14 protein-coding genes are annotated in these 12971 nt (G+C 34.8%); all 14 read left to right on the top strand.

Annotated features, from left to right (window positions below; translation table 11 throughout):
- Nucleotides 1-147 precede the first annotated feature (147 nt).
- The 14 genes from ACFO3P_RS02585 (at nt 148) to ACFO3P_RS02650 (ending at nt 12642) form a co-directional block, all read left to right on the top strand.
- The gene (locus tag ACFO3P_RS02585; RefSeq protein WP_193062810.1) at nt 148-957 is read left to right on the top strand and encodes a Cof-type HAD-IIB family hydrolase; all 810 of its coding nucleotides are present in this window, start codon (nt 148-150) and stop codon (nt 955-957) included.
- A gap of 49 nt (nt 958-1006) precedes the next feature.
- The gene (locus ACFO3P_RS02590) at nt 1007-1810 is read left to right on the top strand and encodes an inositol monophosphatase family protein (protein WP_042531675.1); all 804 of its coding nucleotides are present in this window, start codon (nt 1007-1009) and stop codon (nt 1808-1810) included.
- 532 nt (nt 1811-2342) lie between these two features.
- Nucleotides 2343-3836 (top strand): BglG family transcription antiterminator, encoded by a 1494-nt coding sequence (locus ACFO3P_RS02595; RefSeq protein WP_289584945.1) that lies wholly within the window; start codon nt 2343-2345, stop codon nt 3834-3836.
- Complete coding sequence (locus ACFO3P_RS02600; protein ID WP_212928715.1) at nt 3826-4266, top strand: PTS sugar transporter subunit IIA; 441 nt, start codon at nt 3826-3828, stop codon at nt 4264-4266. The genes ACFO3P_RS02595 and ACFO3P_RS02600 overlap by 11 nt, the downstream gene beginning before the upstream one ends.
- Nucleotides 4267-4279: 13 nt before the next feature.
- On the top strand, nt 4280-4597 hold the full coding sequence (locus ACFO3P_RS02605) for a PTS fructose transporter subunit IIB (protein WP_289584946.1): 318 nt from the start codon (nt 4280-4282) through the stop codon (nt 4595-4597).
- Between the two features lie 26 nt (nt 4598-4623).
- Nucleotides 4624-5076 (top strand): fructose PTS transporter subunit IIA, encoded by a 453-nt coding sequence (locus ACFO3P_RS02610; RefSeq protein ID WP_212928713.1) that lies wholly within the window; start codon nt 4624-4626, stop codon nt 5074-5076.
- 18 nt (nt 5077-5094) lie between these two features.
- Entirely contained in the window at nt 5095-5403 is a 309-nt protein-coding gene (locus ACFO3P_RS02615) for a PTS fructose transporter subunit IIB (RefSeq protein WP_289584947.1), read from the top strand.
- A gap of 32 nt (nt 5404-5435) precedes the next feature.
- Nucleotides 5436-6539 carry a PTS fructose transporter subunit IIC gene (locus ACFO3P_RS02620; RefSeq protein WP_212928711.1) on the top strand — a complete coding sequence of 368 codons (1104 nt, stop codon included), beginning with the start codon at nt 5436-5438 and terminating at the stop codon, nt 6537-6539.
- A gap of 105 nt (nt 6540-6644) precedes the next feature.
- Nucleotides 6645-7334 (top strand): D-allulose 6-phosphate 3-epimerase, encoded by a 690-nt coding sequence (alsE, locus tag ACFO3P_RS02625; protein WP_212928710.1) that lies wholly within the window; start codon nt 6645-6647, stop codon nt 7332-7334.
- A gap of 557 nt (nt 7335-7891) precedes the next feature.
- The gene (locus ACFO3P_RS02630; protein WP_212928709.1) at nt 7892-9751 is read left to right on the top strand and encodes a BglG family transcription antiterminator; all 1860 of its coding nucleotides are present in this window, start codon (nt 7892-7894) and stop codon (nt 9749-9751) included.
- Nucleotides 9752-9769: 18 nt separating this feature from the next.
- Nucleotides 9770-10648: a ketose-bisphosphate aldolase gene (locus tag ACFO3P_RS02635; RefSeq protein ID WP_289584948.1), complete on the top strand. Its 879-nt coding sequence runs from the start codon at nt 9770-9772 to the stop codon at nt 10646-10648.
- Nucleotides 10649-10702: 54 nt separating this feature from the next.
- The gene (locus tag ACFO3P_RS02640) at nt 10703-11173 is read left to right on the top strand and encodes a PTS sugar transporter subunit IIA (RefSeq protein ID WP_289584949.1); all 471 of its coding nucleotides are present in this window, start codon (nt 10703-10705) and stop codon (nt 11171-11173) included.
- A 54-nt stretch (nt 11174-11227) separates the two neighbouring features.
- The gene (locus tag ACFO3P_RS02645) at nt 11228-11548 is read left to right on the top strand and encodes a PTS fructose transporter subunit IIB (protein ID WP_212928707.1); all 321 of its coding nucleotides are present in this window, start codon (nt 11228-11230) and stop codon (nt 11546-11548) included.
- 11 nt (nt 11549-11559) lie between these two features.
- A complete protein-coding gene (locus ACFO3P_RS02650; protein WP_465263090.1) occupies nt 11560-12642 on the top strand; it encodes a PTS fructose transporter subunit IIC in 1083 nt (360 codons plus the stop codon).
- Nucleotides 12643-12971 lie beyond the last annotated feature (329 nt).

Below are 12971 nucleotides of genomic sequence, written 5' to 3' on the forward strand. Positions count from 1 at the left end.
GGAGGGAAGACCCCGCAGAAAAAAAGCGAACTTCTTTTTTTCGAGGAGGCTGAGCTCAAGCCCACGGAAAGCGTAGTGTTTTTCTGTAGCGGTAGCTATTAATTTTAATTTATATAGTAAAAAAGAATTGCGAAGGGACGCGATGGAATGAAAAATCATCTATTAATCTCTGATTTAGACGGCACCTTACTTGATGGAAAGCAGAAAATAAGTATGGAGAATAAATCATCTATCAAGCAATTTATAAAGAACGGCGGATTGTTTACCATTGCTACCGGAAGGATTGAAGAATCTGTTTATCCTTATATGCAAGAATTAGGAATTGCACTTCCTGTTATTTTGTATAATGGGGCTGTTATTTATGATTATCAGAAAAAACAGCGTATATTTGAACAAAAGATTACTCAATTCACACCATTATTTAACCAATTACAAACATTGAGTGAAGGTCATTCAATTGGAATAAATTATTATCAAAATAAAAGGGCCTATACACTAGATTACAATGAATTGGTTAAAGAGAATGAGAAAAAAGATAAAGTGAAGGTTAAGGAAATAGGTGCTGATTTTGATACAAGCTATGTGACAAAAGTTCTTGTTATTTCAAATGATCCTGCTAATTTAAAAAAATGTGAACAGCTAGTGCAATCCAGTGATGTTTCTTGTGATATGGTCTATTCAGATAAAATTTATTTAGAAATTTTACCAAAGGATGCTTCCAAGGGAAACGCTGTGAAAGAACTTCTCAAATATATAGAACGAACCGACTTACATACCACTTGTGTCGGGGATCATGAAAATGATTTGACCATGTTACAAACAGCTGATACAGCTTATGTGGTTGAAAATGCCATTGATTTATTGAAGCAGCAGAACTTTCGGGAAACCGTTCATCATGAGCATCACGCTATTCAAAGCATTATTGAAGATATAAGTCATTCTGTTGCTTTAAAGTGATAAAAGTAGATTATTGATACAATTCAAATTCTGAAGAGAAGGTGATGCCATGTTTGAAGAGGTATGTGAAATCGTCATAGTAGCAGGGAGAAGACTGGTAGATAAGGTGAATTCTAGATTCACTGTTGAAACAAAGGGCAGCGATATGGATTTAGTTACAGAAATGGATAAGAAAACAGAAAAATATATAACCGAGGAAATAAAGAGGGATTTCCCAGAGCATGCTGTTTTTGGAGAAGAAACAGTGGAAGAGATAGGTCATGATAAAATGCTAGAAATGTTAGAAACGCACCCTAATCTATGGGTAATTGATCCAATTGATGGAACGACGAATTATGTACATGGATTGCCGGGATATACGATTTCAGTAGCTTTATATTGTAAAGGGGAAGCTGCTTTTGGCATCATTTATGATCCTGTTGCAAATGAATTATTTATTGCTGAACGTGGAAAAGGAGCAACATTAAATGGAGAAGCAATTCATGTAAGCGAGCAGGGTTCTTTAGCGGAAAGCCTTGTGTCAACTGGAGTTCCAGCTAAATATGAAAGTGACCGTAATCATGTTTTAGAGGGATATGTGAAAATTGCTCCGTTGACTCGAAATGTCCGTACTTTCGGTTCAGCTGCCTTGCATTGTGCTTATGTTGCTTCTGGACGTTTGGATGCATTTTGGGAATGGGGTGTGAATATTTGGGATATTGCTGCAGGCAGATTGATTGTTGAGGAAGCAGGGGGGAGTGTTTACCAATTGGATGGAAGGGATGTTCGCTTTGAATTTCCGAATTTCACTTGTACGAATGGAAAGATTGATGAGGAGTGGAAGGAGGCGTTTGCTTCTATCCATGGTTTTTGATGATAAATTTTCAGGTATACTATTCAAAAGGAAAGAATATGATAGTAATTGGACATAAGAACATTCCTAGGAAGGAAATTTCCTAAGGAATGTCTTTTTTTATTTCTGGCGGGTACTTAGAGAGAGTACATAAAAAGAGATATGCCGGTTAATGAAAATTATGATAATCTCCTATATGATGTGAGCAATGTGGAAATCCTTCCTTTTATTCTATGCACAGTTTATTTCTATATCATTCAAAATAGAATATGATAACCTTTCCCTCTAAAATAAAACTAAATTATTGTTAATTATCCTATATTTTTTAATTATTGTATTTCCCTTTACAATAAAACCCATTTTATGGATTCTTATAATATTGGTTAAAATAGCGATAATAGAGACAAGGAAATCCTTCCTTGCCTCTATTTAATGCTGATTTCATTTACCTTAACTCTAAAGGATGTCAGATAACTGACCGTTGCAACGGTCAATTATCAGTAAAGCGTTTTCTGCAAATTAAGTTAATATAAATATGACAAGGAGGGGTGCTGTGAGTTCAAAAAATAATCGTGAACAAAAACTGTTACTGTTTCTTTCCAAAAATCAAGATTACGTTACATCAGATGATATAGCTAAAATATTAAACGCTTCTCAAAAAACAGTTTATCGTTTAATAAAAAAAATTAATGATGAATATGAAAGCGGTTCTTTAATTCTCTCTGAGAAAGGGAGAGGCTACAAATTGGATTACGAAAAATTTATTAATTATCAAAAAAGAAATAAACAATACAAAGCAGACGCTTTTTCTCCTCGTGAGAGGCGTAAACGAATTATGGAAGAATTGTTATTGTCTTCTCCGAAACCTATAAATATCTATCACTTGTATAGCAACTATTATGTGGGAGACTCCGTTGTATCGAATGATGAACAAATAATGAGTGAAGAGCTTAAAAAGTACAGCTTGGTGTTAGAACGAAAAAATAGAAAGCTGGCTATATTAGGAGAAGAAATTAACATTAGAAAGGCAATTAAGGACATTATTGAAATATTTAATATTATTGATATTGATGATTTAAAAAATAACCCGGAACTTAATTTTAATAAATATGACGTTTTATTTATTTTAGACCAAATAAGGAGCATTGAAAAAGATTTAAATATAACAATCCCTTATCCATATAACGTAAATATTTTTTCGCATCTTTATATCTTGTTAAGTCGTTCAAGGAAAAATCCATATCTATTGTTTCCAGATGCGGTATCCCCTGAAGAAATAGAGAATATGAGAGAAAATAATATTTTATATCAGGTTGCGAAGACTACGGTCCATCATATTGAACAATATTTGAATAATACATTGCCGGAAATTGAAATTTATTTTCTTTATCAATACTTGGTGTCATCGAGAATGGAAGGGGTTGTTGGTTCCACGTCAACTTTTTCCTCAGAAGTTATTAAAGTGACTAAATTGTATATTGATGAAATGGGCACCAAATTAGGTATAAATATAGATAGCCAATCGATTTTTATAGATTTGGCTAACCATATTAAACCAATGCTGAATAGATTAGAACATAAAATTAGAATTAAAAACAATTTGTTAAGTCAAATTAAAATAACCTATGAAGAAATATTCGCAGGGGTAACAAAAGTTTCTGAGCTAGTAAGTGAGAAGCTTGATTTGCCGGTAATAAATGATGATGAAAATGGTTTTATCACGCTATATTTCGCAAAAATTATTGAGACAAGCCAGCATCAGCGCCCTATCAAAACGCTTATCATGTGCACAACAGGAATTGGAACTTCAGAACTCTTAAAAGCAAAAGTAGCTAAAAAATTTCCTGAATTAGAAATTGTAGATGTCGTAGCTTCCCGAAATATGCAAATGTTTAAAGAAAAATATGCTGATATTGAACTGATTCTAAGCACGGTTCATATTGGAGACCCAATATTTGTTCACTCTTTATTAGTAAGTGCCATGTTTACAATGGATGACCAAAAAAGGCTTCAAAGTAAAATAGAGGAGATTTATCATGAACGATAATTCATTTTACCAAGTTTATTTCAATAGTACTTTAGAAACGAAAGAGCAGGTATATGATTTTATTTCTACCATCGCCTGTCCGCATCATTCTTATCAGCAACGACAAGCTATTATTCATCAATTGAACGAGCGGGAAAAGGTTGGAAGCCCATTAATAGCAGAACATGTTTTGCTGCCGCATATGGAAAGTAATCTGCTTGAGGAAAGTCAAATTGTATTTCTTAGATTAACAAAGCCAATATTGTGTTGGGATAACAATATAGAAGATATTCGACTAATCATTATTATCTTATTAAAGGCAGATGAACAAGAGGAAATAAAGAAAAAAATCTCTTTATTTACAAGATCTTTAGCAGATGAAGATTATTTAAACCGTTTATTAAATGCCGAAGAACCATCAAGTTTATATAAAGAAATCATTACATTTTAGAGGAGGAAACATGATGAAAATTGTAGGAGTTGCAGCATGTACTGTAGGAATTGCTCACACATATATTGCACAAGAAAAACTTGAAAATGCCGGAAAGAAAGCAGGGCATCAAATTCATATAGAGACACAAGGAACTATTGGGACAGAAAACGAATTAACAGCAGAACAGATTGCAGAAGCTGATATTGTTATCTTGGCAGCAGATGTAAAAATTTCTGGACAAGAACGTTTTGAAGGGAAACGAACCATTCAAGTGCCAACAGAAATTGCTGTGAAATCACCAAATAAACTTATTGAGAAAGCAGAAGAGGTAGTAAATAAAAATCAATAAACTTTTTATTAAATGGAGGGGAAAGTATGGATGTAAAAGACATTATAGATGTAAATACGATCAAAATAAATATGAATGCTAAAAGTAAAGAAGAAGCATTAATAGAATTGGCAAATTTACTTTTAGAAAATGAGTATATCACAGATATAGAAGGATTTATGAAAGATATTTATGATCGAGAAGCAGAAGGACAGACAGGAATCGGAAATTACATTGCAATTCCTCATGGAAAAAGTGATTTTGTGCAGAAATTAGGAGTGGCTATTGGAATTAGTGAAGAAGAAATTCCATGGGAAACACTGGATGGAAATGGCGTGAAAGGAATCATTCTTTTTGCTGTAGGAAACGACAATGAAGGTGCGCAAAATCATCTGAAATTATTATCTTTATTTGCAAGAAAATTAGGTAATGATGAAGTAATCAAAAAATTACTCCATGCTTCAAAGAGGGAAGAAGCGAAAGAAGCTTTTAGTAATTAATATAAGGGAGAGAAAAGGATGAAAATTGTAGGAGTTGCAGCATGTACTGTAGGGATTGCTCATACGTATATTGCACAAGAAAAACTTGAAAATGCCGGAAAGAAAGCAGGGCATCAAATTCATATAGAGACACAAGGAACTATTGGAATAGAAAACGAATTAACAGCGGAACAGATTGCAGAAGCTGATATTGTTATTATAGCAGCGGATGTGAAAGTTTCTGGGCAAGAACGTTTTGAGGGGAAGCGAACTATTCAAGTATCAACAGAGATTGCTGTAAAGTCACCAAACAAACTAATTGAAAAAGCAAAAGAAGTTGTTGGATAAAGTAATCAAAGAATGGTATAGGAGGGTGGCAAATGAAGAAATTTTTTAGAGAATTAAACCTTAAAGGTCATCTATTAACGGCAATTTCATATCTGATTCCAATCGTTTGTGGAGCAGGTTTCTTAATAGCAATTGGTATGGGATTTGGAGGTACAAGCCAGGATATATTGGTACAAGGTGAGTTTTCCATTTGGGATGCTTTAGCAACAATGGGAGGAGCAGGTCTCGGTTTATTACCGGTAGTTATCTCTACAGGGATTTCATACTCCATTGCTGGAAAACCAGGGATCGCTCCAGGTTTTATTATCGGTTTAACTGCTAATGCCATTGAAGCTGGCTTCATTGGCGGAATTTTAGGCGGGTTCTTATCAGGTTATCTTGCTATAAGTATTTTAAAATACTTTAAAGTGCCTAAGTGGGCTAAAGGATTAATGCCGACGTTAATCGTTCCATTTTTTACTTCTATTATTGGCGGTTTAATCATGGTTTACATTATTGGTGTACCGATTGCTGCTTTTACATCAATGTTAACGAGTGCTTTAAATAATTTAGGATCTTCTTCTTTATTAGCATTTGGTGGCGTTGTAGGTATATTGAGCGGGGTTGACTACGGCGGTCCAATTAATAAAACTGTATTTGCCTTTGTATTGACCATGCAGGCAGAGGGTCTCAATGGCCCGATTACAGCATTACAATTAGTAAACACAGCAACACCGGTCGGTTTTGGATTAGCATATTTTATAGCAAAATTGTTTGGAAAAAAAATCTATAAACCATTAGAAACAGAGACGTTAAAATCGGCAGTTCCAATGGGCTTTATTAATATTGTGGAAGGTGTCATTCCAATTGTTATGAATGATATCATTCGTTGTGTGATTGCAACAGCTGTTGGCGGAGCTGCAGGTGGAGCAGTATCGATGATGTTAGGAGCTGATGCAACAGTACCATTCGGCGGAGTATTAATGTTACCAACGATGACTAATCCGATGTCAGGAGTTATTGCACTATTAGTCAATATTCTTGTAACGGGAGTAACATTGGCTTTAATCAAGAAAGATGTATCTAAAGACGAAGCGAGCGTAGAAACAGAAGTGGAAGAAGAAGATATTGATTTAGATGATATTAAAATTTATTAATATAATAATGAAACTTTTTCTAAACACTGAAAAAAGCTATAGAGACTAAAGGGATACTGGAGAACTTTTCAATATAATCGTAAATAAACGGAGGATTAGTAGAATATGAGAAAAGTAGAATTTTCACCGTCACTAATGACGATGGACTTAGATAAATTTAAAGAACAAATTACTTTTTTAAATAATCATGTAGACTCTTACCATATTGATATTATGGATGGCCATTATGTACCTAATATTACGCTATCTCCATGGTTTATCGAAGAAGTGCGTAAAATAAGTGATTTACCTATGTCTGCTCATCTTATGGTAAAAGATCCAAGCTTTTGGGTGCAACAATTAGTTGATATGAAGTGTGAATGGATTTGTATGCATGCAGAAGTACTTGATGGTTTAGCATTTCGATTAATTGATCAAATACATGATGCTGGGCTAAAAGCAGGAGTGGTGCTGAATCCGGAAACCCCAATTGATGCCATTAACCCTTATATTGAGTTAGTCGATAAGATTACAATTATGACAATTGATCCAGGGTTTGCAGGGCAACGTTTTATCGAAAGCACCTTAGATAAAATTGTGGCATTAAGAGAATTACGGGAAGAAAAAGGTTATCAATACGTCATTGAAATGGATGGTTCATCTAATCGCAAATCATTTAAAAGAATTGATGCGGCTGGTCCTGATATCTATATTGTAGGTCGAAGCGGTTTATTTGGACTAAATGAAGATATTGAAAAATCATGGGAAATAATGCGTAATGATTATGAGGAAATGACAGGGAAAGTATTATCATAAAACGTAAAGAGGCTATTTTAAGAATTTGCATAGCAAATTGTTAAATGGTCTTTTTTTCATTAGAGAAAAGTATATTTTGGAGTTTCATGATGTCAAAATACCAGTTGCAGAAGAAACATTAAAGGTACAAGTATACTATTCATAAAAGAAAGAATATGAAAGAGATATTAGTATTGAAAAACTTAAAAAATGACTGTAGTTACACATATAGTAAATGAAAGAACTTTCCTAGGAGAGATACCCTAAGGGATGTCTTTTTATATCTGTCGTGTATTCAGATAAATACGCCGGTTAATAGAAATCCTGATAATCTTCTCTATTAGACGAGCAATGTGGAAATGCTTACCTTCTCAGTCTGCGCACAATTTATTTCTCAATTTATTTCTATATCATTCAAAATAGAATACGACAACCTTTATTTACACTATCTAATTACTTTTTATTTGACGAAGCGTATATTTGCAATTATTGAAAACGCTTCCTTAATAGTCAGGAAACGATTCAGTATAGCGGTGGAAATTAAGGTGTATTTATAATGAATTTAGGAGGCGAACTAAGTGAAAGAGCGTCATGCCCGTTTACTCCAGTTATTAAAAATGTATGAACAGGAGGGGAAATATGTTGGTGGAGACGTGCTTAGTGAAAAGTTGGGAGTAAGCACGAGGACAATAAGAAGTGATATTCGGTATTTAAATGAAAATTACCTTGCAGATGCGGAAATAAGTTCAAATAACCGTCTGGGCTATAAGCTTGAAGGAAAAATGGAGGTTTTTAAGAAACAGGATTATTTTGAGTTTAATCAACGTGCTTTTTATATTGTTCAATTGTTAATGGAAGCGGATTCTTGGATGTCTTATCAGGAAATAGCGGATTGTTTACATGTTTCTGCACAGACGATTAATTCTGATTTGAATCGAATCACTGAGTTGATAAGCAGTCAGCAACTTGAGATTACGCTTGAAACAGAGACATTCTCAGGCATACGTATGATTGGGAATGAAATAGACAAACGTTTATTATTAGCTCATTTTGTAAAAAGAGATTTTGCGACAAAAGATGAATTAAGACATGAATTAAGAGAGCTTTTTACAAAATGGTGGTTTGAAGAAAGACAAATTGACGATACCATGGCGCATTTAGACGAGGTTTTGGAACAATATGGTGTATCCCTAAATATACAAGTTAAGTCTATGCTGATTGTGGCAGTTTTAATACAAAAATATCGTTTAAATCAAAAAGCCATTTCTAAATTTGAATTAGACCTGAGTCAAGACGACCAATCATTGAAAGAGAATTCTGCAGCCCAAGCTATTTTGAAAAAAGAAGGTCTGCCAGATGGCGAACTACTTTTAAGAGAATCTTCATTTCTAGCGGTTCAACTAATAGGGTGGAAGGTATTTCCTGATTCCAATGGGATAAAGGATAATCATCTGTTTAAAAATATCGACTTACAAATTAATGAATCACTAGCTGTTTTAGGTGATAAATATGGGTATGATTTTTGGGAAGATCACCAGCTGGTTAATGGTTTGCAGGCTCATATAAAAAGAATAATCTATCCATTAACATATAAAGCTTTAATAAATAATCCGTTTTTATCCTTTATTAAATCAGAATATATCCAAGCATATCAAATGGCTGTTGTTTTTTCAAAGTTAATAAGCAGCCGAGTTTCTGTCCATATTCCTGAAAACGAGGTGGGGTATATTGCGCTTCATATTGAAGCAGCTATTGAAAGGATGAATGATCTGAAAATCAAGGCAGCTGTTATTTTCAAAGAAAATCACGTTCTGGCTACACTAAGTAAACAGAAGATTGAGAACCACTTTAGACAGATTGAAGTGATTGACATTTATTCTATCGATGAACTGCACAAGCTGCCTGAAAATGTATCCTTGGTTATTTCCCAATTACCGATTAAAAATATCAATAAAAAAGTAATCGTAGTCAATGAATTTCTGCAGGCAGATGATTTGGCCTCCATCAAGCAAAATATCACTTTCGGTATATTAAAAGATCGGGTGAGTGAGGAAAAATTAATCTATCTCAATGAGTCAACAAAAGAAAATTTTTTAGAGAAGATGGTTGATCATTTTCGCCTGCAGCGTTACTTCAATGGCATACTGGATCGGGAGAATCTGTCTCCCACAGATATCGGTAATGAAATTGCATTACCACATCCGCTTTTTTCAACAAATGAAAAAGAATCTTACATTTATATTGGAGTAAATCAGCAAAGAATTTCCTGGGGAGAACGTTCTGTTCGTTTAGTATTTTTACTCATTTTAAGCGAAAAAGATAAATTGAAATATGAATATATTTATCGAGAAATCTATCAATTAATGAAAAATAAATCAACAGTTGAAAATCTATTATCTACAAATTCATATGAAGAATTTATGGAAAATTTACAATGATATATTGGAGGAATAAAATTGTTAATGACAATGAAAGAAATTCTAGACGTAGCATATAAAAATAAATTTGCAGTGGGTTCTTACAATGTTTCCAACAGTGAGTTGTTAAGAGCGATTATAGAAACTGCCGAAGAAAAAAATTCACCGGCAATTATTCAAATCCATCCCAATGAGCTTGATCTGGTAGGAGATGACTTTGTTGCTTATGCAAGAGAAGCTGCTCATAAAGCAAAAGTTCCCGTTGTCATTCATCAGGATCATTGCGGAACCATTGAAGGGACACTGCGGGCGATTCGAAATGGCTACACATCTGTAATGATTGACGGGTCGCATTTACCATTTGAAGAAAATATTGAATTGACGAAGAGAGCTGTAGAAGTTGCTCATGCAGTAGGCGTTTCAGTAGAAGCTGAATTAGGAACTATTGGGGAAAATGAAGGAAGTTCAGAAGGAGGAGCAGCCCAAATTTTATATACAGACCCTGATCAGGCGCAAGAATTTGTAGAACGTACGAACTGCGATACGTTAGCAGTTGCTATTGGGACTTCACATGGTTTTTATCCGAAAAATTTAAAGCCAGAGATTCAATTAGACCGTTTGGAAAAAATCAATAACAAATTGGATATTCCTCTTGTTCTGCACGGAGGTTCTGATAATCCAGATGAGGATATACGCAACTCAACAAAGTATGGAATTGCTAAAATTAATTTATCCAGTGATATGAAACGGGCATTTTTCAATCAGCTGCGTACGACATTAGCCGAAAAACCAGATGATTTTGAGCCAGATATTCTGTTCCCGGAAGCAAATAAGGCAGCGAAGGAAGTATTAAGAAATAAAATGGATTTGTTTGGTTCCTCTAATAAGGCTTCTCTTTATTGTTTAGGAGCAAAATAATACAAAAATTCCTTTTCTATTTTATTCTAACGAATTATAAAGGAGCTATGTGTGATGGAAGAATTGGAAATAGATTTGTCCGAATTGATTGATGAAACAGCTATCGACTTAAAAATGGATGTTCAGTCAAAGAGTGAAGCGATTGAAAAACTGACTGATTTGCTGATTTCTAACGGAGCAATCGAATCAAAGGAAACTTTTTTGGAGGATGTTTTTGAGCGTGAAGAGCAAGGATTGACTGGAATTGGTAATGGTATTGCTATTCCTCACGGGAAATCAACAGGTGTCCAAAAAACTTCCATAGCGATTGGAAGATCGAAGAACGGTTTGGAATGGGAAACGTTGGATGAAGAGCCTGTTCAGACAATTATCTTATTTGCGGTTACTGAAAATGATAAGAATAACTTTCATTTAAAGCTTTTGGCTAAAATTGCAGGGGCACTGGCAGATGAAAACGTTTGTTATCAAGTTAAGAACGCCGATAATGCAAATGAAATTATTCGTGCTTTGCAAAAAGAAAACTAGAAAATAATCTTGTTCAGTTATTAAAAAAAGATTAATTCACAAGGAGGCATATGTATGAAGATTGTTGGAGTAGCAGCTTGTACAGCGGGAATAGCACACACTTATTTAGCGAAAGAAAAGCTGGTGAAAGCTGCGGAAGAAGCTGGACACATCGTGAAGATTGAAACGCAGGGAACAATTGGAACTGAAGATGAGTTAACAACAAAAGAAGTTGCAGAAGCTGATGTTGTGATTATAGCGGCGGACATCAGCATTACAGGAAGAGACAGATTTAAAGACAAAAAAGTAATCCAGATTCCTACGCATATTGCTATGAAATCGCCTAAAGCACTAGTAAAGAAAATAGAAGATGAACTAAATGCTGCGACGGAATAGGAGGGGAAATGGTGAAAAAGGCTGGTGTTGTAATCAAGAAGCATTTACTTACAGGAATATCTTATATGATTCCGCTTATCGTAGCGGCGGGAATATGTATAGCATTAGGCCAAATATTTGGCGGTATTGATGTTGCAGAGAAGGAAGGGACAATTCCTTTTTATTTAAATCAAATCGGCGGTTGGGGTATGACGTTAGTGGTTCCATTGATTTCAGCAGCTATAGCCATGTCTATTTCAGATAGACCCGGGCTTGCACCTGGACTCGTCATCGGTTTTATTGCGAATGAAATTGAAAGTGGTTTTATAGGCGGGATTATCGGTGGTTTCCTAGTAGGGTATGTCGTCCTTTTGGTCAAAAAATATATCAAAGTACCGAAAAGCATGCTTGGGCTGATGCCGGTAATGATTATTCCAGTAATTACAACCGTTATCAGCGGGCTCCTAATGATTACTATCATTGGACAGCCTATATCTGCTTTGCAGGGTACATTATTAACAATGCTTGAGAATATGGAAGGCGGATCCAATTTTATTATGGGTTCTATTCTTGGCGCGATGGCAAGTTTTGACTTTGGTGGTCCCGTAAATAAGACAATGTCTCTTTTTGCAGATGGATTACTGGTTGATGGTGTTTATGGACCGCAGGCAGTTAAGTTTATCGGTTCTATGGTTCCTCCATTTGGCATTGCTTTGTCTTTTTTGATAACGCGTTATAAATATACAAAAATGGAAAAAGAAGCGTTGAAAGCTGCGGTTCCGATGGGAATATGTATGATTACAGAAGGTGTTATTCCTATTGCTGCAAGAGATATTATCCGTGTCGTTACCTCCTGCTCATTAGGGTCGGCAGTCGGCGGCGGTCTATCCATGACACTTGGAGTAGGCAGCACTGTACCTCACGGCGGATTACTGGTGGTCCCGTTAATGATTCAGCCTATGTATTTCCTTCTTTGTTTAGGTGTCGGAATTATTGTAACAGGTATTACATTATCTGTATGGAAACCGGCAGTAAAAGAACATGAAGAGAATAAAGTGGAAGAAGAGGAAGAGGAAGCAGATCTTTCAGGAATTGATTTTAAAACAGGATTATAAAATGAAATAATGCAGAATGACCGACATTCCTATTAGTTTTTGGATATATATTTTGGTAAATGAAAAGGAAATTGCAGCATATGTGTAGGAAATAATACTATGGTTATTGGTGCTTTAGAAGTGGATATTCCATCTAATAGCGCTGCTCTAGAAATCATAACACATATAATTTGAGAAGAAGCTATTTACGAAAAACTATCATCTATTCTCATTGGATGGTGGTTTTTCGTTGTGGACTCTTATACTAAGTTTCTGTACCTATTAAATTAAAAGAAACAAAGCGCGATAACTCTTCAAAAATAATACAGTCATAAACCCAGTTAATTAAA

It is taken from the genome of Oceanobacillus aidingensis, from assembly GCF_042654105.1.
GTDB classification, from domain to species: domain Bacteria; phylum Bacillota; class Bacilli; order Bacillales; family Amphibacillaceae; genus Oceanobacillus; species Oceanobacillus oncorhynchi.